Raw genomic sequence first — 21,737 nt, 5'->3', positions numbered from 1 at the left:
GCCGGCGCCGGCGCCGTTCGATCCCGTGCAAGCCGCCGTCAGCAACCCAAGGGCTGCCCCCAGGGCCAGTCGAGCTCTTCGCCCCCTCATGCAACACTCCCTTTGCGGTGTGACATTTCACATGTGAGACAAGGTTGGGGGGTCGCAAGCCCTTCCGGGAGCTCTCACCTCCCCATAGCATCCGGTTATGGAGCTCGAGATACGCCACCTGCGGATCATCTGCGCCATCGCCGAGGGCGGCAGCCTCACGCGTGCCGCCGCCGCCCTGCGCCTCACCCAACCCGGGCTCAGCGCGCAACTGCGCCGGATCGAGGCCCTGCTGGGCGGCCCACTCTTCGACCGCAGGCCCTCCGGGGCGGTGCCGACGGCCTTCGGCGAAGTCGTGCTCGCTCGGGCGCGTGCCATCCTGCCCACGGTCGACGACCTGCTCGGCACCTCCGCGCTGGCCGCCTGGACCGGTGGTCCCGTTCCTCACCTCAGGCTCGGCTCGGTCAACGCGCCACTGCTGGGCGGGCTGATCACCGCTCTCAAGGCCCACCACCCCGAGGCCCGGGTCGTCTCCCGAGGCCAGGGTTCGTCGGTGCCGTTGATCGACGACGTCGCCAACGGCCGCCTCCACGTCGCCGTGGTCGGTGACAGCCCGGGCTATGAGCTGACCCCTCGCCCCGGCGTCACGCTCCACCCGGTCGCCACCGAGCCGGTCTTCGTCGCCCTGCCCGCCGCCCACCGACTCGCGGAGCGCGACGAGGTCACACTGGACGAACTCGCCGACGAGGAATGGGCGTCCCCGCATCCGGACGACGACCGCACCCGCGAGTACTGGTCCACCACCTTCCTCCTAACGGGCCACCGGATGCGCACGGTCCACGAGGTGGAGGGGCGGTTGCTGCTGGAAGTGGTCCGCAGCGGCCACGCGGTGAGCCTGTGCCAGGCCACCTTCGACGAGGTCCCGGGCATCGCGGTGCGCCCCATCGCCGGCAACCCACTGTGGTACCGCCACCTGCTCGCCTGGCACCGGGCCGGCCCGCTCGCCCACCTGGGCCCGGCGCTGGTCCAGCACGCCCGGGACGCCCAGCGGGCCGCCGTCGGCCGCAGCCCGGTCTACCTGCACTGGCTGCGCGACCACCGGTCCGAGCCGCCGAGCTCCCAGCCCTGACACGCCGACGCACACCAAAGTGAAAACTGAGCAATACGACCCGGGTCCGAACACAGCCACCCTCGCCACGCAGGGCCACCCGGCAGTTCCGTACGGGCGTTCTGGCCTCGATCTTGCATGACGGCTCGTCAGCTCGACTGGCGGGCCGTTTCTGCTTGTCCGGGCTGGTTGGGAGATCCTCCACGCAGAGGGCATCGACCCAGCCCCGCGCCGCACCGGCCCCACCCCCGCCGGTCAAGCCGCGTATCGGTACTCGTTGATGACGCCGAGGACGTGGGTGCGCAGAGTCTGTGGCGTTCGAGGTCATAGCGACGACTATCCGAGCCCCACAGGATATTCCCTGGCGCTCCACGCTCCCCTGCTTATACGCTGTATAAGTATTATACGTCGTACAAGATAGGCTGGAGCGGCCCTACATGTCCCAGACCGACCGCCGACCGGACCGGTGGGTGATCCTCGCCGTGATCTGTCTCGCCCAACTTGTCGTGGTGCTCGACAACACCATCCTGAACGTCGCAGTTCCCTCCCTCACCAAGGAGTTGGGCGCCACTACCGCACAGACCCAGTGGGTGATCGGCGCCTACTCGCTCGCCCAGGCAGGCCTGCTGATCGCCGCCGGCGGCCTGGCCGACCGGTACGGCCGCAAGAAGGTCCAGCTGCTCGGCCTCGCCCTGTTCGGCGTCGGCTCGCTCGGCGCCTCGATGGCTGACGACCCCGGGCAGCTGATCGCCGCCCGGGCCGGCATGGGAGTCGGCGGCAGCCTGCTGTTGGCCACCAGTCTGGCCATCGTGGTACGCACCTTCGACGCCGAGGAGCAGCCCAAGGCCATCGCCGCCTGGACCGCGGTCGCCTCGCTCGGCGTCGCGCTCGGGCCGGTGATCGGCGGCCTGCTGCTCACCCGGTTCTGGTGGGGTTCGGTCTTCCTGGTCAACGTCCCGGTGGCAGCGCCCGCCCTGCTCGCGGTGGCCCGCCTGGTGCCCGAGTCCAAGGACCCGCGCGGCGATCGCCCCGACCTTCTCGGCGCCGTGCTCTCCACCGCCGGCCTGGTCGGCCTGGTGTATGCGGTGATCCAGGGCCCCGGCAGCGGCTGGACCTCCTCGCACACCCTGCTGTCCGGCGGGCTCGGCCTGCTCTTCCTGCTGCTTTTCGTGCTCTGGGAGCGCCGGATCGAGCACCCGCTGCTCGACCTCTCCTTCTTCCGTGACGCCCGGTTCCGCGGTGCGGTCTCCGGCGGTGTGCTGGTCAGCTTCGGGATGGGCGGCTCGCTCTTCCTGCTCACCGAGCACCTGCAGTTCGTCCTCGGCTACGGTCCGCTCTCTGCCGGTCTGCGCACCGCCCCGATGGCACTGACCATCGTCGCGCTCAACCTGACCGGTACCGGCATCCGGCTGACCACGAAGCTCGGCCTCAAGCCGCCCGCCGCCATCGCCACCGGGCTCGCCCTGCTCGCCGCCGGCCTGGCCGCGATCGCCGTCTTCGGCCACAACGGCTCCTACCCCGGCGTGCTGCTCGGCCTGGTGCTGATGGGCACCGGCGTGGCCTGTGCCCAACCCGCCATGGCCACCGCGGTGATGGGCTCGATCCCGCCCGAGAAGGCCGGCGTCGGCTCCGGTCTGATGGGCACGCTCGGCGAGTTGGGCAACTCGCTCGGCGTCGCCGTCCTGGGCGCGGTGCTCACCGCCGGCTTCGCCGCCACGCTGCCCGCCGGGGTGCCGAACACGGCGGCCCGGTCGCTGCCGGACGCGCTCGCCGCGGCCGGACCCGCTGTCGCCCACCAGGTCCGCTCGGCCTTCGCCGACAGCCTCACCAGCAGCCAACTGATCGGCGCCGTCGCCGTGTTGCTCGGCGGTCTGCTGGCCGGCTGGCTGCTGAGCCGGGCGACCGCCGAGCAGCCGGGCCCGACAGCGCAGCCGCAATCGGCCCAGGCGGGCTGACCGCCCGTACGATCGCTGCACGGCCCGCCCCGGCAGCCGTGCAGCAATCAGCCCCAGGACTGGGCAGGACGAGCAAGGACAGCGCATGGCCGACAAGTTCCGCGATCCTGCGGTCAGCATCTGGGTGAAGCAGCCCAAGACCCGCAAGCGGGGCGTCGCCCCCAGCGCCCTGAGCCGGGACCGGATCGTGCGCGCGACGGTGGGCCTGCTGGACGCCGACGGCGTGCATGCCTTCTCGATGCGCAAACTGGCGGCCGAACTCGACGTCACGCCGATGTCCGTCTACTGGTACGTCGACAACAAGGACGAGCTCCTCGAACTCGCCCTGGACGACGTCCTCGGCCAGATGCGCATCCCGCCCCTGGAGGACCATGGCGACTGGCGGCGCCACCTGCATGCCCTGGCCCACGAGTACCGCCACTGCTTCCAGGAGCACCCCTGGGCAGCCCAGCTGGCAGGCCAGTTCCTCGCCCTCGGCCCCAACTCGCTGCTCTTCTCCACCAGCGCGATCAGCGCCATCACCCGCAGCGGCCTGCCCGCCGACCAGGCTGGCGCCGCCCTGGGCCTGCTCTTCGAGTACGCCTACGGCTTCGCCTTGCTCGAGTCCCAGTGGCTGCTCCGAGTACGAGCCTCCGGCCTGAGCGAGGAGGAGTTCTACAGCGTCGTCTACGGCATCGTGGAGCAGGCCGACGTCCGCTTCGTCGAACAGGCCGAACTCGTCGGCAACGGCGGCACCAACTCCGCCGCCGCCCGCGACCGCCGCTTCGCCCAGGGCCTCGACTTCGCCCTGGCCGGCATCGACGCGCGCATCGCGGGGGCGCGGACCTCGGGAGCATCGACGGAAGCGCACTGAGCTGCGGAACGACCCCGGACTGCCTGCTGCCGCGGTCAGGCGCCGTCGGGTACCGACGTGCGGCGCGACCCGCGTGGATGGCTTGTCGGCGCCGACAGTGCCTACTGCACCATGACGGAGGTGCGCCACGCACCGACCGAAAACCTGTATACCTCGGCGCGGCAGCCCGGCAGAATCGCCGCCATGTCCCACTCCACAGCCGACCGTCTGCTCGCCGAGCTCGATCCGCTGCCCTACCCCGAGCGCATGCGGGAGCTCTCACGCGCCGCTCAGCGGATCGGCCGGAACAGCGAACTAGCCGACCTCCTGGCTGAGTTGGACAGTCGGGGAAGCTACGAGAAGCGGCTGGCGTCCGGTGTCGCCGCCGCCACCACCGCGCGGCCTTCTTCGACGCCGTCACCGTCGATCGCGACCCGAGCCGGTTCGCCGAGCTGGACCTGCTTCCGCGCGAGCGGCGCTGGGCGCTGGCCGCCTGCGCCGACATGCCACCGGTCCGCTCGACTTGTGACAGCACGCGGCAGGCGGCCCCCGCCCTCGAGGTCTAGGAAAGGAACGTCGTCATGAGCCTGGGAACAACACCGTTCGCACCGGAACGCGCCTCGGCGGCCGAGCTCCGCGCCTGGTACGAGCTTGCCGTCACGGCAACCGCCGCGGACTACCCGAGCACCCCGCTGCCGCCGTACGACTCCTACGTGCAGCAGCTGCGCCAACCCACCTCATACCTCGGGCTGCAACGGCTGTGGGTCGCGCGCGACAACGGGCGGCTGATCGGCACAGCGCGCGCCGTCTTCCCGACGGACGAGAACAGCGAGCGGGCCATCACCGCCGTGCGCGTGTCGGCGCGAAACCGCCGACGCGGCGTCGGGACACGACTGCTCCAGACGATGCTGCCGGAGATCCACGCACGCGGCTGCCAGAGGATCGCCGGTCAGACCAAGGCAGGCGCGGACGGCGAGAAGTGGACGAACGCCCTCGGCTTCCGCACGGTCGCGCAGCGCGCCTCACACCACCTGGACATCAAGAGGACGGACCCGGCGCGGTGGCAGGTGCCGCTGGCGCCCGGGTTCCGGATCCAGAAGTGGGTGGACACAGCGCCAGGCGACCTCGTGCAGAGCTTCGCCCGGGCGCGCAACGCCATCGCCGACTCTCCGACCGGTGAGGCAAGCTACCAGCACCCTGACTGGACCGCGGAACGGGTGCGGCAGTACGAGGCCAGGATGCGCGGGATCGGCGAATCACACCGGTACGTCGTGGCCGTCGACGAGCGCAGCGGGGCGGTGGCGGGCTTCACCGAGATCGCCATCGTTCCGCAGCAGTGGAGCTACTGCCATCAGGAGGACACCGCCGTGCTGCCCGAGTTCCGCGGGCTCGGACTCGGCCGGGCGATCAAGGCCTCGATGATGCGGTGGCTCACCGCCGAGCTTCCCCGCCTGGAACAGGTGCACACGATGACGGCGGCCGACAACCTTCACATGATCCGCGTCAACGCCCAACTCGGCTACGTGACCGACCACGTCGTGGCAAGCGTCGAGTCCGACGTCGGCGCGCTCGAAGCCCGCCTCACCGACCTCCGGCCACGCCCCTGACGTGAGCGCTGCATCCTGAACCACCAGAGGCCTCGATGTCCCGTCAGTCTGCCGCCGCCTGCCAAGATCCCTCCGCACAGCCCCAACTGCAACCCCCACGCGGAACGCTTCATAAGCTCCATGCGGGAGGAGTGCACGGACCGAGTCCTGCTGTTCGACCGCGGCCACGCCGAGAAGATCCTCCACGAGTACGCCCGCCACTTCAACCGGCATCGACCCCACCAAGGACGCCGGCAACTCGCACCGCAAGCACGAGCCCGAACCCGGGAGCCCCGACCGCCAAGCGTCCGCTCGTGGCGGGATGCCCGTCAGGTCATGCCGTGTTGCCAGGCTCGGGCGGCGATTTCGACGCGGTTGCGGGTGCCGAGTTTGCGCTGGATGTTGCCGAGGTGGGTTTTGACGGTGGACAGGGTGACGTAGAGGGCTGCAGCGACTTCGTCGTTGGTCAGGCCTTTGGCGACCATGGCGATGACGTCTCGCTCGCGGGGAGTGAGTGGCTCGCTCAATGGCGCTATGAGAGCGGCCGGTTGGGCTTGGCGCGGCGCTGGCTCCGAGAAGCTGACCATGTGCTTGAGGAGCCTGACGGTGATGGATGGTGAGATGAGTGAGTCGCCTGCGGCGGCCGCGCGGACGGCTTCGATGAGCAGGGCGGGTGAGCAGTCCTTGAGGACGAAGCCGCACGCTCCGTGGTGCAGGGCACTGTAAACGTATTCGTCGAGGTCGAAGGTGGTGGCGATGACCACCTTGAGCGGCTGTTCGGCATCCGGTCCGGCGAGGAGGCGGGTGGCTTCGAGTCCGTCCATGCCGGGCATGCGGATGTCGAGCAGGCAGACGTCGGGGCGCAGCCGGTGGGCCTCGGCCACGGCTGTCGTTCCGTCCGCGGCTTCGACGACGACTTCCATGTCCGGCTGGGAGTCGAGGATCATCCGGTAGGCGGCGCGCACGGTGGCCTGGTCGTCGGCGAGGAGGACACGGATGGTCATGGCGTCCATCGTGCCAGATGTCAGGACGGGTGACCGGGTGCACTGTGGCTGAGGGGGATCTCGGCGACGACCTGCCAGCCGCTGACCGGCCCGGGTCCCGCGGTCAGGCTCCCGCCCAGCGCGTGGACGCGCTCGCGCAGCCCGACGATGCCGAACCCGCCGCGGATTTGGCGTGATGACGTGCCGACAGGGGGCGGGGCGGCGTTGTCGGTGACACAGATGGTGAGCACACCGGGGTTTGGGGACAGGCGTACGTCGATGGCCACGGTGTCGGCCTGAGTGGCGTGCTTGCGGATGTTGGTCAGCGCTTCCCGGACGATGTGGTGGACGGCGGATGCGATGTGGTCGGCCGGGGGTGCCGCAGCCAGCCTGGGGTCGATGGTGAGGGAGACGGCGGGCCCGGTCGCGCGGAGTGATTCGGCCAGGTCGTGCAGGGCTTGCAGTCCCTCAGGGGCTTGGAGGGGTGCCGAGCGGTCGGGCTGGCGTAGCAGGCCGACCATGGCTCGCATGGAGTCCGTCGCCTGCGTTGCCGCGTCCTCGATGTTCGCCAGCGCCTTGTCCAGCGCCTGCGGTGTCGGGGGGTGTCCGACGGCCGTGGTGAAGCGCACTGCCTTGACCTGAGCGGTGATGGCGGTGACGTGGTGGCCGACGAAGTCGTGCAGTTCGCGGGCGTACTCGAGGCGCTGGACGTACAGGCGGGCGCTCTTCTCGCGCTCGCGTGTGGCGTCGAGGAGGCGCAGGTACAGGCCGAGGACGGTCATCACGGGTGCGGCGAGCAGCAGGACTGGCACGCTGTACTTGCACGCTTTGACGTACTCGGAGGCCGGGAGGCGCAGCAGGAGGAGCGGGGCGGCCAGCCAGGCGGCGGTGGCGAGCGGGATCATCCGCCTGAGCGGCTCATGCCGGACCGAGCGGGTGACGAGCAGCAGCAGCGTGCACGTCTCCGCCATGCCGGGGGTGTGCTCCGGGCGGTGCTGCAGCTGGGTGGTGGCCAGGGACAGGCCCATGGAGGCGGTGACCGCGGCCCATGCGGTGGGCCACAGGTGCTGGGGCGGCGCCAGCAAGGCTGCGACGCACAGCAGGCCGACGGCGATCGTGGCGGCGGTCGTGGGCAGGAAGCCGGTGTCCAGTGCCTCAGCGGTGATCGCGGCCAGGGCCAGGGTGGTTGCGCCGATGGCCAGGACGCGACGGGCGGGAGCCCAGGAGGCGAAGACAGCGCGCGCCGGGATGGTGATCATGGCGGCTCACGCTACGCCAGGTGAGGCGTCTGGTCCTTCCACCGTTCGGTCTAGGCGGCAGCGCGGCAGTCGGTCATCTGGTTGATCCGCGCAGCCGGCGTGGGCCGGGAGGATCGCCGATGTTGATCTGCCGTCTGTCTGCAGGGAGTTCGTATGAGCCGTGATCGCAACACCTTGATCGCGCCGACCGCATCGTCGAAGGGGGCGGCCGCCTGACCCATGATCCGAGCGCCGCCGCCTACGCGGACCGGGTGGTGTTCCTCGCCGGCGGGCGGATCGTGGACGAGATGGACGAGCCCGCGGCGGACGCGGTGCTGGACCGGATGAAGGATCTCGACACCCGGCGATCGCGCTGACCTTCTTTCCCACTTCGCCGAGGCGGCCGTGAAGGCCGCCCGCTGTCGAATCAGGACTTCGGATTTCATGTTTCGTACCGCGTGGCGCAACGTACGCGCCCACAAGTCCCGCATGGCGCTGACCGCGCTGGCCGTCGCGGTCGGCGTCGCCTTCGTCACCGGGATTCTCCTCTTCACCGCCACCGTCTCCGACGCGCTCACCGGGGCGTACCGGCAGACGTTCGCCCACACCGATGTGGTGATCCGCCCAGACGGCAGGAGCGCCCCTACGGCGTCCGACGACCGGCCGCCGTCCTTGTCCGCGGCCGATCTGCAGCGGGTGGAAGGCCTTCCCGGGACGGGCGGCGTCATCGCCGTCGTCTCCGGCCATACGGCTCTCGGCTGTCCGGACGGCCGTTCGGCCGGCCGCGGCGGCCCCACCCAGGGAAGCAACTACGACGGGCCGGCCGGGAACGGCGGAACGGACCCGCGCTACACCTTCACCCGCGGCCGCCCGCCCGCACAGGGCGGCGAGATCGCCGTCGATGCGGCCAGTGCCGCGCGGTGCGGCTACCAGGTGGGGGACGCCGCGCGGATCTCGGTGGACGGGCCCGGTCTCACCGCACGGATCAGCGGCGTCTTCACCACCCAGGCGGAGCCCGCCCTCACCGCGGGCGGGAGCCTGGTGCTGTTCGACACCGCGACGGCGCAAGGGCACTTCACCGGCCCCGGCCGTTACAGCGAGTTCCTGGTGAAGGCCGCGCCCGGCGTTTCTGCCGAGCGGCTGCAGCAGGCGACGGAGAAAACGGTCGTGGGCGCGGTGACCATGACGGCGGCCTTTCTCGCCCGCGATCAGGCGCTGGCCGGCGAGGGCGCGGTCACCGGGCTGCGCGCCACGCTGCTGTCCTTCGCCGCCGTCGCGCTGTTCGTCTCCTGCTTTCTGATCACGAACACCTTCAGCATGCTCGTTGCCCAACGGACCCGGGAGATCGGCCTGCTGCGGGCGATCGGCGCCACGCGCCGCCAGGTCACCCGCCTGGTGCTGGCCGAGGCATTCCTGGTCGCACTCGTAGCCTCCCTGGCCGGCATCGCTGCCGGCATCGGCGTCGCCGATGGTCTGCGCCCCATCGCCGGTGACCTGGGCAAGAACGGCCCGCTGCCCTCCGGCGGGACGCTGAGCCTGCCCGCGTACGCCCTCGTCCTCCCGCTGTTCGCCGGGGTGCTGACCACGCTGGTCGCCGCATGGCTGCCCGCGCGGCGGGCCGCCCGGATCGCGCCGCTGGCCGCACTGCGCATGGCCCACGCCCCGGCACGAGAAGGCGCCGGCAGGCTCCGCGTGGTCGTCGGCCTCCTGCTGGCCACCGGCGGCGTGGCCTGCCTGCTGGCAGGGACGAGGACCAACCGCATCCAGGACGGCGCACCGGTGATGGCTCTCGGAGCCGTCCTGACCGCCGGTGGCCTCCTCACGCTCATGCCGATGCTGGTCGGGCCGGCTCTCGCCCTGGCCCGCCCGCTGCTTGCCCGGGCCGGGATCAGCGCACGGCTCGCCGAACGCAACAGCGCCCGCAACCCGCGCCGCACCGCGGCCGCAGCCGCATCCCTGGTCGTCGGCGTGAGCCTGGTGACCACGCTCACCATGATCGCGGCCGGCGGCCTCGCCGCAGCCAACGCCCAGAGCGCACACGTGCTCAAGGCGGATTACGTCGTGTCGATGCAGGACCTCAGCCCCCTGTCCGGCACGGTGGAACGACGCCTGGCCGCCAGCCCCGACGTCACCACCGCCGCAGCGATGCGTGAGGCAGAACTGACCATCGATCAGGCCACGCAGAGTGCACTGGCCCTTCCCGCCACCGCCGTGCGCGACATGTTGCGCCTGCGGGTCACCAGCGGATCGGCCGACACCTTCGGCGGCCCGAGGGTCCTGGTGCCCACCGACGACGCCCGCGCCTACGGTTGGGCACCGGGAAGCCCGCTGCACGCCCAGCTCCCCGGCGGACAGTCCGCCCAGCTGACGGTGACGGGCGTGTACGAGCCCAACACCCTGCTGACCGGCATCCTCATCGATGCCGCAACCCTGCCCTCCCGCACCGACACCGCCAAGAAGGTCTTTCTCAGCACTCGCGACCACCCCAGCCCCGCGCTGCAGCTCACCCTCACCCACGTCCTCGGCGACAGTCCCGCCCTGCGTATCGACAGCAGCGACGACCTGGCCCAAGCAGCCGCGCATGACACCAACCGGATGCTGAATCTGCTCTACGCCCTGCTCGCGCTGTCCATCGCGGTTGCCTTCCTGGGGATCATCAACACCCTGGCCCTGTCCGTCGCCGAGCGGCAGCGCGAGATCGGCATGCTGCGGGCGATCGGTCTGCCCCGGGCGGGAGTGCGCGGCATGGTGCGCGCCGAAGCCCTCATCATCGCCGTGTTCGGCGGTGTGCTCGGCACGGCCCTGGGCGTCTTCCTTGGCTGGGCCGGTGGCGAACTGATTACACGACACCTTCCCGGCTACCACCACAGCGTGCCCGCAGCGCGCCTGGCCGCCCTGCTGATCCTGGCAGCAGTCGCGGGTCTGCTGGCCTCCCTGTGGCCGGCGCACCGCGCGGCCCGCACCCCGGTCCTGACGGCCATCGGAACCGAATAGCGCTGCACCGGTGCACCGACCGCAAGGGCAGCCGCGCCTTGCCCTGCCGGGCACCGCCCGCCGGGCCACACGGGCCGGACCGGACGCGGCTACGCTCATAGCCGGGACGTGCCGGGCACAAGCCCGTCCGTCCGCGCCGCGGCGCTGGCGCCAGGGCGCCGACGGATTAAGGTCACGTCCGCTGGAGTGTCAATCCCCTGGTTTCGTAGAGGCCTTCCTCTGCAGCCAGGCCCTCGTGTAAGCGGCTGGCCGGGCCCGCGAGACCCAGGTTGCCAGGGTGGTCTCGTTGATCCCCGGATCCCGCGCTACCTCGGCCAGCGTCTTGCCGGACTCGGCGACGATCCGCACAGCCCCCTCACGGAACTCCGCGTCGAACTTCCGCCTCCTGTCTGCCATGACTGCGTCTTCGGAGCTGGCGGACGGTGGCATGCGGCGCACCGGACCGGCCAGCACCGCGGGCCGTGCCACCCATCGCGTCCCGCGCCCGCTCCGAAACCTGCCAGGCCGCGTTCAGCCCGGCCGTGACCCTTCACCCAACCGACAGCGACCGTCCGGGCCGTCAGCGGGGTTCGACCGGTTCACTCGTCGGTGGGTTTGTGCTGCTGCGACGGAGTGAAGCCGGGCCGTTTGCGTAACTCCAGGGCACTGGGACAGTCGACGCTGGGGCGGACAGGTAAACCTCCCACGAAAGAGGTGGCTTCGTGCGCTCCTCCTCGAAGGCATGGCGTGTTCTGACTGTCCTGGGCATGGCAGCCGCCGCGATGGCGCCGCTCACCGCGGCTCAGGCATCCCCGACCATCGACAGGCGACAGGGCGGTGAGTTCGAGATCCGGACGTTCGCCGGCAAGTGCCTCGATGTGAAGGGGCGCAGCCCGGCGGACGGCACACCGATCATCCAGTACACCTGCGATGGTGGATTCAACCAGCGGTTCAGGATCCTGCCGGTCGGCGACGGTAAGTACGAGATCCGGACGTTCGCCGACAAGTGCCTCGACGTGAAGGGGCGCAGCCCGGCGGACGGCACACCGATCATCCAGTACACCTGCGATGGTGGATTCAACCAGCGGTTCACGATCGTGGGGTAGTAGCTGCTCACCCGCTTCCAACCCGCACTGCCCCTCCGGGTAGTGCGGGTTCGGCTTGCCGGGGCTGTCGGGGCTTCCCGCCCGGCAACGTCACCGGCCGCGGGTCGAACCGCGGGAAGACCCCGCAGCCCGCTGGCACGATCGCCTGCCGCTGGTCACGGATGCACCTCCAGCAGATCGGGCCTGCACCTGACATGCCCCGGCAGTAGCGGCTTCAAGGCGGTCACCGGCTCGAACAGGCAGGCAAGTGGCCGCCCGAACGTCCCGCGGGGCACGCTGGGCGCAGCGTTCGACGTAAGGAGAAACCATGGTCGAGATCCAGGCCGAAAAGGAGCGGATCGTCGTCGGGGTGGACGGCTCCAAACCGTCCCAGGACGCCCTTCGGTGGGCGGTACGACAGGCCCGACTGGTGACCGGTGTGGTGCAGGCGGTGATCGCCTGGGACTACCCGCAGCTCTACGGCTTGTCCTCGTGGGTGCCCACCCCGGAGAACCCCACCCCCGAGGGCGTCGCCCGCTCGGTGCTGAGCGCGACCATCGACGAAGTCGTGGGACCCGAGCGGCCGGTGGGGATCCAGTCCGTGGTCAGCCGGGGCAGCGCGGCTCAAGTGCTGCTCGAAGCCGCCGAGGGAGCATCTCTGCTGGTCGTCGGCAACCGCGGGCACGGCGGGTTCACCGGTGCACTGATTGGGTCCGTCAGTCAGCACTGCGCTCAGCACGCGCACTGCCCCGTGGTGGTCCTGCGCGGTACCAAGGACTGAACTCGCAAAAGCCTCCTGCGATCAGCTCAGCCGGTCCGGGAGCACAGTCGCCGCTGCGCCTCCTGGACGGCCGTGGTCACCCGGTGGACCAGTTCCGGGAGTGCTGCCCGGACCGGTGGGCTGAGTCCGGGACCGAGGCCGAAGTCCTCACCCTCCACCGCGTGGACCACGAGTTCACCGGGCATCCGGTCCAGCGCCGCGGCGAGAGCGACGGTCTCACCGAGACCCAGACCGTGGCTGCTGGCCGGGCCGGTCGCGCACCGGGCGGTCTGCTCGGCGTCCAGCGTGTGCAGCCGCCCCGGGCTTCCCGGGTGCGCATGCACGGTCTCGACCACGATCACGCTGTCCTGGCCACTCCAGAGGCCGAGCATCCGGCCGGGCTCGCCGTCGCTGACGGTGAGCAGCGTGTCCTCGGGCACCTGGCCACCCAGTGCCTCGACGACGGCCGGCCCGGCCCCGTCGTCCCGGCGGAACGGGTTGCCCACGCCGATCACGACCACCCGGCCCGTCATCTCCGGTCCACCGTCAGGTCGAGGAAGTGGGTGGAGCAGGAGATGCACGGGTCGTGGTTGCGGACGGCCCGCTCGCACAGGACGGCCAGCTCCTCGTCGGTGGGGGAATCGCCGGGCCGGTCCAGGCGGGACTGCACCAGCCGCCGCAGGTCCTCCTCGATCGCCCCCTGGTTCTGGGCGGTTGGCGGGACGATCCGGGCGAGAGTGAGGTTGCCGTCCGCGTCAATGGCGTAGCGGTGATAGAGCAGGCCGCGTGGCGCCTCGGTGGCCGCGCAGCCCTCGGCCGCGCGCGGCGGGACCTCGACGTGGGGCCGGGGAGGCGGTTCGTAGGCGTCGATGATCCGCAGTGCCTCCTCGACCGCGTGCACCACCTCGACCGCGCGGACGATGATGCTGCGGAACGGGTTGCGGCAGGCCTCGCCAGCGGCCGGGTCGCCGAGGCCCGCCGCCCGTGCGGCCTCGGCTGCCGTCGGGTGGAGCCAGCGGCCGCTGATGGCGTACCGGGCCAGTGAGCCGGTGAGGTGGCGTCGGCCGTCCAGGCTCGATCGCAGGGCGGTGGAGTACGGGACGTGTTCCTCGACCACATGCCGTTCGAACTCGGCGACGGGGAAACGGTGCTCAGCGGCGGACCGGCTTGGAGCGGTGCCGTCCGGCAGGCTCAGGGCGGTGGGCGTGCCGGAGTCGATGGCGTACCGGCCGCTTTCCTGCATGGCCAGCAGCTCGCAGTCGAGCTGCGCGTCGGGGAAGTCGAAGCCTGCCACCCAGCGCACCGTCTCCAGGGCGTCGTCCCGCACCCGGCGCAACTGCTCGGCCAGCGGTGCGAGTTCGCCCCGTGCCGGTACTCGATAGAAGCCGCCGAGCCGGACGTTGACCGGATGGATGGCGCGGCCGCCGAGCAGCTCCATGACGGCGTTGCCGGCCTGCTTGATCCGCAACCCCCTTTCCACGGGCTCGCGTTGCTCGCAGGCGAGTTCGACGGCGCTGTGGTGGCCGTGGAAGTCGGGGGCATGCAGCAAATGGATGTGCAGAGACTGGCTCTCGATCCACTCGCCGTAGTAGAGCAGGCGGCGCAGCTCCGCCAGTTGCCCGTCAACGGTTACCCCGCAGGCGGCCTCGATGGCCTGGCAGGCGGTCATCTGATAGGCGACGGGGCAGATTCCGCAGATGCGGGCGGTGATGTCGGGCGGCTCGGTGTGCCCTCGGCCGACCAGGAAGGCCTCGAAGAAGCGTGGCGGCTCGTAGATCCGCAGGCGGGTGTCGGTGACTTGGCCGTCGCTGATCGTCAGGTGCACGGCGCCTTCGCCCTCCACCCGGGCGAGTGCGTCCAGGCGCAGGATCCTGGCTCCCCGGTGGCTCATCGGGCTTCCTCCTCGGCGGCGGCGTCCTGGCCGGTGAGGGTGGGCAGTGCGGCGTACTCGGGGGAGGCCGCGTTGAAGGTCCGAAAGACCCGCATCACGTCCTGGTCGTTCATGCCGTCGTGCTTAAGCTGGCGCACCATCGACTCCAGGTTCAGGCTGTTGGACGGCCCGAAGCAGCCGTAGCACCCTCGGTCGTAGGCCGGGCAGATGGCGCCGCAGCCCGCGTGAGTGACCGGCCCGAGGCACGGGGTGCCATGGGCGACGGTGATGCAGGTGGTACCACGCACCTTGCATTCGAAGCAGACGCTGTGCGCCGAGATGTTCGGCTTGCGTTCGGCCAGGTAGGCGGTGATCACCTCCAGCAGCTGGCGGCGGTCGATCGGGCAGCCCCGCAGCTCGAAGTCGACCGGTACGTGGGCCGAGATCGGGGTGGAGGTCGCCAGGGTGGCGATGTACTCCGGGTGGGCGTAGACGGCGGCGCGGAACTGGGCCACGTCCGCGAAGTTGCGCAAGGCCTGTACACCGCCCGCAGTGGCGCAGGCCCCGATGGTGACCAGGCGGCGGGAGATCTGCCGGATGCGGCGGATCCGCTGGGCGTCCTCGGCCGTGGTGACGGATCCCTCGACCAGGGAGAGGTCGTACGGACCGACCCCGGCGAGGGTCGCCGCTTCTCCTTCGCCCGAGCCCTCCGCGCCGGACATTTCCAAGAAGTGCGAGATCCGCACTCGTTCGGCCAGGCCGAGCAGTTCGTCCTCGCAGTCGAGCAGGGTCAGCTGGCAGCCGTCGCAAGACGCGAACTTCCAGACCGCGAGGGTGGGGATCCTGTCGTCGTTCATGTCACAACTCCCGGACGGCGAGTAGGGGTTGGGATCCGGCGTAGTCGACCACCGGTCCGTCCAGGCAGAGCAGGAGCGGGCCGAGCTGGCAGTGGCCGCAGTGCCCCGTGCCGCACCGCATGTTCCGTTCCAGCGACACCTGGATGCGATGCGCGGGCAGACCGCGTGCGATCAGCGCCTGCGCGGTGTGACGGATCATCACCTCCGGCCCGCAGAGCAGTGCGCAGGTGTTCTCGGCGCGCAGCTCGGACCGGTCGAGCAGTCCGGTGACCACGCCGACGGTGCCCTGCCAGCCGGGAGTGGGGCGGTCGACCGTCACCTCGACCTGGGCCGAGGTCCGCCAGTGCCGCAGCTCGTCCCGGTAGAGGAGGTCCTCGGCGGTACGGGCGCCCACCAGGACGCCGAGGCGGCCGTACCGCCGTGGGCGGTCCAGCACCTGGTGTACGACCGGCCGCAGCGGGGCGAGCCCGATACCGCCCGCGATCACCAGCACGTCAGCCCCGGCAGCCGAGTCCAGGTCCCAGCCGGTGCCGTACGGCCCGCGCAAGCCCACGACGTCGCCCGGCCGCAGTCGGCAGAGCGCCCCGGAGACCGCGCCGACCGCGCGTACGGTGTGCACCAGGGCGCCGTCCTGGTGTCGGATCGCGCTGACCGAGATCGGTACCTCGCCGACACCGAAGGCATAGACCATGGCGAACTGCCCCGGCCGGAAGCGGGGCAACGCCGCTGCAGCGGGCAGCAGTTCGAGCGAGACGGCATCGGCGGTCTCCGGGTGGGTGGCAGTCACCCGGTACGGCAGAGGTGGCATGACCCTGCTCATGACACGCCCGTGCTTGGTGCGTAGAGGTCGAGCAGGCGGATCCGGGTGGCCTGGAGCCGCTCGCCGATCACCTCGGCGCAGCGCAGCGTCAGCTGGTAGCCGAGCTCTGGGTCCGCCGTGCACAGCGCCCGGACCTGGTCGGCAGGGAACTCCCACGCGTCCACCGGTACGAGTGTCTGCGCGCCCAGGTGCCAGCGGTACGGGGGGAAGAGCCATGACCAGCCGAGCAGTTGCCCTGGCCCGATGGTCTCCACGACCGGTGCCTGGCGGCCTGGGATGTACAGGTCAAGGGCGACCTCGCCGGAGCGGATCAGCCAGAAGCGGTCGGCCGGGCCGCCCTCGTCGAACAGCCGCTCCCCCGTGGGGAAGGAGCTGTCGCGGGCGAGGGCGAGCAGCCGGTCCCGGTGCGTCTTTGGAAGGGCTCCGAGCAGGGAGGGCGGATCGGTCATTCCGGTGCCGCGCCGTTGTCCGCCGGCCGGTTGGCCCAGTCGTGCAGGGCGGCCGCCTCCTCGGTGATGTCGATGGCGACCGGGCACCACACGATGCACCGGCCGCAGCCGACGCATCCGGACGAGCCGAACTGGTCGTACCAGGTACCCAGTTTGTGGGTGAGCCACTGCCGGTACCGGCTGCGCGACGAGGGGCGCACCGGTCCCCCGTGCAGATACGAGTGGTCCAGATCGAAGCATGAGTCCCACAGCCTCCATCGTTCGGCGTGGTCCCCGGTCAGATCGGTGACGTCCTCGGTCGTGGTGCAGAAGCAGGTCGGGCAGACCATGGTGCAGTTACCGCAGGTCAGGCAGCGGGATGCGACGTCGTCCCAGCGCGGGGCTTCGAGTGTGCCCGCCATCAGCCGGTGCAGGTCGACCGAGGGCATGGCGCGGCCCATCCGGTCGGCGGCGGCGGAGACTCCCTCACGAGCGGCCTCACGGATGGCGTCATCGGCGATCCGGCCGGGGAGTTCGGCGAGGACCTCGGCACCTTCCGGGCTGCCGCTGCGGATCCAGAACCGGTGGCCGCCTTCGTCGGCCAGCTCGGTCAGCACCAGGTCGTAGCCGGGACCGGCCGCCGGGCCCGTGCCCATCGACACGCAGAAGCAGGTCGCTCCGGGCTCGGTGCACTCCACCGACACCAGGAACGCCCCGGACCGCCGTCCCTGGTAGACCGGGTCGGCGTGTCGGCCTGTGGCGAGGACCCGGTCCTGGATCGCGATGGCACGCAGATCGCACGGGCGGACACCGAGGAAGGCGAAGCGCGGCGGTGGGGTGTCGTCCGTCTCGAAGGTCAGCTGCCCGTCGGAGCGTTCGGCCCGCCACTGGCGTACCCGGGCCGGGTGCAGGAACGTCTTCCACGACTGCGGGCCGGCCGCGTTGGCGAAGGCCGCTCCGTCCGCCCGTTCCCGCAAGCGGTACTGCCCGGCTTCGAGTTCGACGCCCCAGCCGTAGGGCAGGCTCTCGGCGGACTCGAGTTCGTCCAGCACGATGGCGCCGCCCCGCACGGTCGGACCGATCACCGTGAAGCCGCGTGCCCGCAGGACGTCGACCAGGGCTGCCAAGCCCTCCCTGCCGATCACGGCGTCGTCGGCCGCAGGAGCCATCGGGGCACTCATGAGGGCGACCGTTCGTCACGGATGGCCCGGCCTGTGCCCGCCAACACCGAGCCCCCACCGACCGGGCCGGATTCGAGCCACTTCATTTCGGCGTACCTCCTCATACTGCTGCCGTATACCGCTGCAGCCATGCCCGGTTGTCTCCGGCCCATCTGTTGCACAGAACTACCCGGATGAGCAGGATTTCCGGTCCCGACACAGCATCGATGGGGCCGTACGGGCAGGTGGCGGCCCGATCACAACCCGAGCGGTATCGGACGGCCCGTCCGCACCTCGACCTGGTCCAGGCCGTGCACCAGAGGCTCGTGACCGCTCAGCAGCCGGGCCCGTTCCGCCTCGCGGTGGTCGACGGCGATGATCAGGGCGAAGCCGCTGCGCTCCCCCGTTTCCAGGACGGCGGGCGTGTCCGCGAACAGCACCGCACGCTCGGGCCTGGTGTGCAGCAGTCGCAGCGCGAACTGGAGCAGCGCCGGGTTGGGCGGTCCGGCGAGCCCGTAGTGCTCGGTGTCCTGCGCGTCCACGCAGACCTCGACCAGCTGGTCGAGCCCGGCCCGGCGCAGCATCCGACGGCAGTGCCTGCCGCTGGAGAGCGCTGCCGCGGTGATGTCTGCATCCTGCAGGTCGAGCAGGAACCGGTGGACGCCGGGACGGGCCACTGGGCTGTCGGAGTCCAGGAGTTCGGTGAAGCGCTGGTCCTCGTGACGGGCCAGGATCCGGCGCAGGTCCGCCTCGGCCGGGCCGAGATGGTCGGCCGCGAGGTCGACCCGGCGGGTGTGCGGACGGAGCAGCGTCGCCGCGATGTCCTCGTCCAGGAGGCCGGTCAGGTGGGCGGGCAGGTCCGCCGAGGCGTCCAGCGGGGATTGTGCGTCGCCGGTGACGCGGGCGTACTGAGCGGCGAAGGCGTGCAGTGTGTCCCGCCAGGCGGTGGTGCGCAGCGGCAGGCAGTCCGTGAGTACGCCGTCGGCGTCGAGCACCACGGCGCTGATGCGGCGGGTGTCGAGGAGCGTCACCGCCTCGGAGCCGGTCATGGGTCGGCCCGCCCTTCGATGTCGTCGACGTCCCAGCGGAGCCGGTCGGTGAGACCGGTGAGTCCCTGGATGCGGGCGAGTTGGAGGCAGAGTGCGGCGGCGTCGCTCCGGGTGCGGGTGGTGGCGAAGTCGGTGTCGGGTGTGACCGCGACGGCGGGACGGCTCATACACGTACGGATGAGGGCGCGGCCGGGGGTGTGGGCGTGGCCCGGATCGGCGAAGGTCTCGGTCGGGGTGCCGTCGAGGATGCTGTGGTTCATGGTTCTCAGGGCTCCTCGGTGGCGGCCGGGCGGCGCAGCCGGCGCAGGTAGGGCTCGAAGGACGGCCGGGGCTCCAGCCGGACCCGGGCGTCCACACAGATCACTCCGTCCGGCCGGGCGATCAGCGGGTTGAGGTCGAGTTCAGCGAGCTGCGGGAGGTCGGCGGCCAGCCGGGAGAGTTTGGCGAGCACGTCCTGGACGGCGGCCAGGTCGATTGCTGCGGCGCCCTGGCGTCCCGACAGCAGTGGTGAGCTGCGCAGTTCGGTGGCCATGGTGGCCAGGTCCCGCTCGGTCAGCGGGGCGAGCCGGGCAGTGCGGTCGTCCAGCACCTCGCTGGCGGTACCGCCGAGACCGAGGACAACCAGCGGGCCGAAGACCCGGTCCTGGACGACACCGGCGAGCAGCTCCAGCCCGGGGGCGGCCATCGGCTGGACCACCACGCCGGTGAGCTGCCGGCCGAAACGCTTGGTGAACTCCCGGAACACGTCGTGGACTTGGCTGTCCGTGGCCAGTCCGGTGCGGACCGCGCCGAGTGCGCTCTTGTGCACCTGGCCCGGCCAGTACGCCTTCAGCGCAACCTCGCCCCGGTGGCCCAGCTGTCGCAGCGACTGGGCAGCGATGACGGCTCCGCGCTCGTCCGGGGCCCAGATGGAGACGGTCAGCGACAGGCCGTAGCAGTCGAAGAGCTCGACGGTGAGGGCCGGGTCGAGCCAGCCGCCGTCCGGGTTGGCTGCGAGGAAGGCCTCGGCCAGGCGCCGGGCGGCCTGCGGGTCGCAGCCGGGCGGGATCTTGGCCTCGGGGCTCGGCGGTTCGGCCAGCCAGCGGGCCCGGTCGCGGGCGTGGCCGAGGGCCCGCGCGGCGGCCTGCGGGTCGGCGTACGAAGGGATGTACCCGCCGTCGGCGCAGGTCAGGTAGCGCACCGGCACCTCCTGGCTGAGTAGGACGGCGGCGACCGGAATGCGCCGGCGGGCCGGGCCGTCGAGCAGGGCACGGACCGGATCATCCTGCGGACCGGCGCACAGCGCGGTGGGGACCAGACAGACCAGCAGGGCGTCCACGGCCCGGCTGCGCGCCAACGTGTCGATGCAGGCGGCGAGTTGACCGGGCCGGACGGCTGCCGTGGTGTCCACCGGGTTGGCGGTGGAGGCACCGCCGGGGAGCAGGTCGCGCAGCTCGGCGGTGAGGTCGCAGGGCAGTTCGGGCTGGGTCAGTCCGGCGTCGGCGCAGGCGTCGGCGGCCAGGATGCCGACGCCGCCCGCGTTGGACACCACCGCGACCGCGCAGCGCGCCGAGGGCAGCGGCTGGCTGTGCAACAGGGTGGCGGTGTCGACGAGTTCGGAGAGGCTGTGGGTCGCGGTGATCCCGGCCTGGCGGAACAGGGTCTCGCGGGTGACGGTCGGTGTGGCGGCTGCGGCGGTGTGCGAGGCGGCGCCCCGGCGGCCGGCGGGCGAGCGTCCGGCGTCGACGGTGATGATCGGGAGCTTGCGGGTGACCCGGCGGGCGGTGCGGGAGAAGGCGCGCGGGTTGCCGAAGGACTCCAGGTGCAGCAGTGCGACGTCGGTGGTGCCGTCGCTCTCCCACCACTGCAGCAGGTCGTTGCCGCTGACGTCGTACTTGTCGCCGAGCGAGACGAAGCTGGAGACGCCGATGCCCAGCCAGGTCAGTCGTTCCAGCAAGGCGATTCCGACTCCGCCCGACTGCACCGCCACCCCCGCGCTGCCGGGCAGCGGCGACACCGCGCCGAACTCGGCGTCCAGCCGGATCTCCGGGTCGGTCTGGGCGATGCCCAGGCTGTTCGGGCCGACCAGCCGCATCGAGTGGCGCCGGCACGCGTGTATCAGCTGCCGTGCGGTGTCGACCCCGAGGCCGGAGGTGAGCACTACCAGGGCACGCACCCCGGCCTGGCCGCACTCCTCGGCGGCGCCCGCCACCGCGATCGGCGGCACTGCCAGCACGGCGAGGTCCGGGGTACCAGGCAGGGTGCTCAGCGAGGGGTACGCTGGCTCGCCCGCGACCTCGGCGGCGTACGGGTTGACCGCCCACAGCTCACCGGTGAAGCCGTCCTGACGGATCTTCAGCAGTACGGACTGCCCGACGGACCCGGGCCGCCGCGAGGCTCCCACCACCGCGACGGAGGCCGGTCGCAGCAGGGCGGCGAGGCTGGCGACGTCCGCGCTGCGGCCCCGCTCGTCCACGGCCGCGCGGTAGTGCTCGTCCGTCTCGTCGAGCGGGACGCGGACCCGGACCTCACCCTGTTCCAGGTGGCGGTGGACCGGGAGGCCCAGGTCGGAGAAGACCCGGTGCACGGCCAGGTTGCCCGCCAGGGTGTCGGCCTCGATGGTACGGATGCCGTTCTCCCGTGCCGCGTGGATCAGGTGTTCCAGCAGCAGGGTGGCGACGCCCCTGTGGTGCCAGTCGTCGGCGACCGCGACGGCCAGTTCGGCCGTATCCGGGCGCGCTTGGACGGTCTCGCAATCGGCCTCCCCGACCAGTTCCCCGCCCGCCCAGGCACCCAGCGCGAGGAGCTCCGGCCTCGGCTCGGCGCACAGCCGGTCGACCGCCAGCTGCGGGGCGCTCCGGCTGGCGCCGAAGAAGCGCAGCCGGCGGCTCTCGTCCGACATCCGCACGGCGTGCAGGTCCAGTACGGCCGCGCGGTCGGATGGGCCGAGCGGCCGGATCTCGACCGTGGTCCCGTCGGCGAGCAGCGCCTCGACGGTGCGCGGCAGGTGCCGGGCGGTGGACATGG

20 protein-coding genes and 1 pseudogene are annotated in these 21,737 nt (G+C 71.4%); 9 read left to right on the top strand and 12 right to left on the bottom strand.

Annotation, left to right across the window (positions count from 1 at the left end; all coding sequences use genetic code 11):
* The first annotated feature begins 187 nt into the window (after positions 1-187).
* From P3T39_RS21320 to P3T39_RS21300, 5 genes are all read left to right on the top strand, one after another.
* Positions 188-1,156 (top strand): LysR family transcriptional regulator, encoded by a 969-nt coding sequence (locus P3T39_RS21320; RefSeq protein ID WP_280700064.1) that lies wholly within the window; start codon positions 188-190, stop codon positions 1,154-1,156.
* A gap of 416 nt (positions 1,157-1,572) precedes the next feature.
* Positions 1,573-3,090, top strand: a complete 1,518-nt coding sequence (locus tag P3T39_RS21315) for an MFS transporter (protein ID WP_280700063.1) — start codon at positions 1,573-1,575, stop codon at positions 3,088-3,090.
* A gap of 85 nt (positions 3,091-3,175) precedes the next feature.
* Positions 3,176-3,943, top strand: coding sequence for a TetR/AcrR family transcriptional regulator C-terminal domain-containing protein (locus tag P3T39_RS21310; protein ID WP_280700062.1), 768 nt, complete (start codon positions 3,176-3,178; stop codon positions 3,941-3,943).
* A gap of 560 nt (positions 3,944-4,503) precedes the next feature.
* Positions 4,504-5,529 (top strand): GNAT family N-acetyltransferase, encoded by a 1,026-nt coding sequence (locus tag P3T39_RS21305; RefSeq protein WP_280700061.1) that lies wholly within the window; start codon positions 4,504-4,506, stop codon positions 5,527-5,529.
* 12 nt (positions 5,530-5,541) lie between these two features.
* Complete coding sequence (locus P3T39_RS21300) at positions 5,542-5,949, top strand: integrase core domain-containing protein (protein ID WP_348534370.1); 408 nt, start codon at positions 5,542-5,544, stop codon at positions 5,947-5,949.
* Here the strand turns inward: P3T39_RS21300 and P3T39_RS21295 are convergent.
* Together P3T39_RS21295 and P3T39_RS21290 are read right to left on the bottom strand one after the other, a co-directional pair.
* Positions 5,838-6,512 carry a response regulator transcription factor gene (locus tag P3T39_RS21295; RefSeq protein WP_280700060.1) on the bottom strand — a complete coding sequence of 225 codons (675 nt, stop codon included), beginning with the start codon at positions 6,510-6,512 and terminating at the stop codon, positions 5,838-5,840. The genes P3T39_RS21300 and P3T39_RS21295 overlap by 112 nt on opposite strands.
* A gap of 20 nt (positions 6,513-6,532) precedes the next feature.
* Complete coding sequence (locus P3T39_RS21290; protein WP_280700059.1) at positions 6,533-7,750, bottom strand: histidine kinase; 1,218 nt, start codon at positions 7,748-7,750, stop codon at positions 6,533-6,535.
* 212 nt (positions 7,751-7,962) lie between these two features.
* Here P3T39_RS21290 and P3T39_RS21285 point away from each other — a divergent pair.
* Positions 7,963-8,106: pseudogene (locus P3T39_RS21285) on the top strand (ABC transporter ATP-binding protein); the annotation flags it as partial.
* 67 nt (positions 8,107-8,173) lie between these two features.
* The gene (locus P3T39_RS21280) at positions 8,174-10,723 is read left to right on the top strand and encodes an FtsX-like permease family protein (RefSeq protein WP_280700058.1); all 2,550 of its coding nucleotides are present in this window, start codon (positions 8,174-8,176) and stop codon (positions 10,721-10,723) included.
* Between the two features lie 189 nt (positions 10,724-10,912).
* Here the strand turns inward: P3T39_RS21280 and P3T39_RS21275 are convergent, their stop codons facing one another.
* Positions 10,913-11,119 (bottom strand): transposase, encoded by a 207-nt coding sequence (locus P3T39_RS21275; protein ID WP_280700057.1) that lies wholly within the window; start codon positions 11,117-11,119, stop codon positions 10,913-10,915.
* Between the two features lie 350 nt (positions 11,120-11,469).
* Here P3T39_RS21275 and P3T39_RS21270 point away from each other — a divergent pair, with 350 nt between their 5' ends.
* On the top strand, positions 11,470-11,808 hold the full coding sequence (locus P3T39_RS21270) for an RICIN domain-containing protein (protein WP_280700056.1): 339 nt from the start codon (positions 11,470-11,472) through the stop codon (positions 11,806-11,808).
* A 307-nt stretch (positions 11,809-12,115) separates the two neighbouring features.
* Positions 12,116-12,568 (top strand): universal stress protein, encoded by a 453-nt coding sequence (locus P3T39_RS21265; protein ID WP_280700055.1) that lies wholly within the window; start codon positions 12,116-12,118, stop codon positions 12,566-12,568.
* Between the two features lie 26 nt (positions 12,569-12,594).
* Here the strand turns inward: P3T39_RS21265 and P3T39_RS21260 are convergent, their stop codons facing one another.
* The 9 genes from P3T39_RS21260 to P3T39_RS21220 form a co-directional block, all read right to left on the bottom strand.
* Positions 12,595-13,080, bottom strand: a complete 486-nt coding sequence (locus P3T39_RS21260; RefSeq protein WP_280700054.1) for a hydrogenase maturation protease — start codon at positions 13,078-13,080, stop codon at positions 12,595-12,597.
* Positions 13,077-14,438 (bottom strand): nickel-dependent hydrogenase large subunit, encoded by a 1,362-nt coding sequence (locus P3T39_RS21255; protein ID WP_280700053.1) that lies wholly within the window; start codon positions 14,436-14,438, stop codon positions 13,077-13,079. The genes P3T39_RS21260 and P3T39_RS21255 overlap by 4 nt, the downstream gene beginning before the upstream one ends.
* Positions 14,435-15,274: an oxidoreductase gene (locus P3T39_RS21250; RefSeq protein WP_280700052.1), complete on the bottom strand. Its 840-nt coding sequence runs from the start codon at positions 15,272-15,274 to the stop codon at positions 14,435-14,437. Before P3T39_RS21250 ends, P3T39_RS21255 begins: the two co-directional genes overlap by 4 nt.
* A gap of 1 nt (position 15,275) precedes the next feature.
* Entirely contained in the window at positions 15,276-16,094 is an 819-nt protein-coding gene (locus tag P3T39_RS21245) for an FAD/NAD(P)-binding protein (RefSeq protein ID WP_280700051.1), read from the bottom strand.
* Positions 16,091-16,543, bottom strand: a complete 453-nt coding sequence (locus P3T39_RS21240) for a cyclic nucleotide-binding domain-containing protein (RefSeq protein WP_280700050.1) — start codon at positions 16,541-16,543, stop codon at positions 16,091-16,093. The genes P3T39_RS21245 and P3T39_RS21240 overlap by 4 nt, the downstream gene beginning before the upstream one ends.
* Positions 16,540-17,703: a 4Fe-4S dicluster domain-containing protein gene (locus tag P3T39_RS21235; RefSeq protein ID WP_280700049.1), complete on the bottom strand. Its 1,164-nt coding sequence runs from the start codon at positions 17,701-17,703 to the stop codon at positions 16,540-16,542. Before P3T39_RS21235 ends, P3T39_RS21240 begins: the two co-directional genes overlap by 4 nt.
* A 236-nt stretch (positions 17,704-17,939) precedes the next feature.
* Positions 17,940-18,731, bottom strand: a complete 792-nt coding sequence (locus tag P3T39_RS21230; RefSeq protein ID WP_280700048.1) for an HAD family hydrolase — start codon at positions 18,729-18,731, stop codon at positions 17,940-17,942.
* Positions 18,728-18,991, bottom strand: a complete 264-nt coding sequence (locus tag P3T39_RS21225; protein ID WP_280700047.1) for a hypothetical protein — start codon at positions 18,989-18,991, stop codon at positions 18,728-18,730. The genes P3T39_RS21230 and P3T39_RS21225 overlap by 4 nt, the downstream gene beginning before the upstream one ends.
* 5 nt (positions 18,992-18,996) lie before the next feature.
* Positions 18,997-21,735 (bottom strand): bifunctional GNAT family N-acetyltransferase/acetate--CoA ligase family protein, encoded by a 2,739-nt coding sequence (locus tag P3T39_RS21220; protein WP_280700046.1) that lies wholly within the window; start codon positions 21,733-21,735, stop codon positions 18,997-18,999.
* Positions 21,736-21,737 lie beyond the last annotated feature (2 nt).

It is taken from the genome of Kitasatospora sp. GP82 (assembly GCF_029892105.1).
Lineage (GTDB): Bacteria > Actinomycetota > Actinomycetes > Streptomycetales > Streptomycetaceae > Kitasatospora.
This window is presented reverse-complemented; position numbering and strand designations above follow the sequence as displayed.

Excerpts from the sequence above, each read along its gene's own strand:
- P3T39_RS21255 (WP_280700053.1), bottom strand. The coding sequence starts at position 14,438 with ATGAGCCACCGGGGAGCCAGGATCCTGCGCCTGGACGCACTCGCCCGG.
- P3T39_RS21240 (WP_280700050.1), bottom strand. The coding sequence starts at position 16,543 with ATGACCGATCCGCCCTCCCTGCTCGGAGCCCTTCCAAAGACGCACCGG.
- P3T39_RS21290 (WP_280700059.1), bottom strand. The coding sequence starts at position 7,750 with ATGATCACCATCCCGGCGCGCGCTGTCTTCGCCTCCTGGGCTCCCGCC.
- P3T39_RS21225 (WP_280700047.1), bottom strand. The coding sequence starts at position 18,991 with ATGAACCACAGCATCCTCGACGGCACCCCGACCGAGACCTTCGCCGAT.
- P3T39_RS21265 (WP_280700055.1), top strand. The coding sequence starts at position 12,116 with ATGGTCGAGATCCAGGCCGAAAAGGAGCGGATCGTCGTCGGGGTGGAC.
- P3T39_RS21305 (WP_280700061.1), top strand. The coding sequence starts at position 4,504 with ATGAGCCTGGGAACAACACCGTTCGCACCGGAACGCGCCTCGGCGGCC.
- P3T39_RS21260 (WP_280700054.1), bottom strand. The coding sequence starts at position 13,080 with ATGACGGGCCGGGTGGTCGTGATCGGCGTGGGCAACCCGTTCCGCCGG.
- P3T39_RS21220 (WP_280700046.1), bottom strand. The coding sequence starts at position 21,735 with ATGTCCACCGCCCGGCACCTGCCGCGCACCGTCGAGGCGCTGCTCGCC.
- P3T39_RS21320 (WP_280700064.1), top strand. The coding sequence starts at position 188 with ATGGAGCTCGAGATACGCCACCTGCGGATCATCTGCGCCATCGCCGAG.
- P3T39_RS21280 (WP_280700058.1), top strand. The coding sequence starts at position 8,174 with ATGTTTCGTACCGCGTGGCGCAACGTACGCGCCCACAAGTCCCGCATG.
- P3T39_RS21270 (WP_280700056.1), top strand. The coding sequence starts at position 11,470 with ATGGCAGCCGCCGCGATGGCGCCGCTCACCGCGGCTCAGGCATCCCCG.
- P3T39_RS21235 (WP_280700049.1), bottom strand. The coding sequence starts at position 17,703 with ATGAGTGCCCCGATGGCTCCTGCGGCCGACGACGCCGTGATCGGCAGG.
- P3T39_RS21315 (WP_280700063.1), top strand. The coding sequence starts at position 1,573 with ATGTCCCAGACCGACCGCCGACCGGACCGGTGGGTGATCCTCGCCGTG.
- P3T39_RS21275 (WP_280700057.1), bottom strand. The coding sequence starts at position 11,119 with ATGGCAGACAGGAGGCGGAAGTTCGACGCGGAGTTCCGTGAGGGGGCT.
- P3T39_RS21250 (WP_280700052.1), bottom strand. The coding sequence starts at position 15,274 with ATGAACGACGACAGGATCCCCACCCTCGCGGTCTGGAAGTTCGCGTCT.
- P3T39_RS21310 (WP_280700062.1), top strand. The coding sequence starts at position 3,176 with ATGGCCGACAAGTTCCGCGATCCTGCGGTCAGCATCTGGGTGAAGCAG.
- P3T39_RS21245 (WP_280700051.1), bottom strand. The coding sequence starts at position 16,094 with ATGAGCAGGGTCATGCCACCTCTGCCGTACCGGGTGACTGCCACCCAC.
- P3T39_RS21230 (WP_280700048.1), bottom strand. The coding sequence starts at position 18,731 with ATGACCGGCTCCGAGGCGGTGACGCTCCTCGACACCCGCCGCATCAGC.
- P3T39_RS21295 (WP_280700060.1), bottom strand. The coding sequence starts at position 6,512 with ATGACCATCCGTGTCCTCCTCGCCGACGACCAGGCCACCGTGCGCGCC.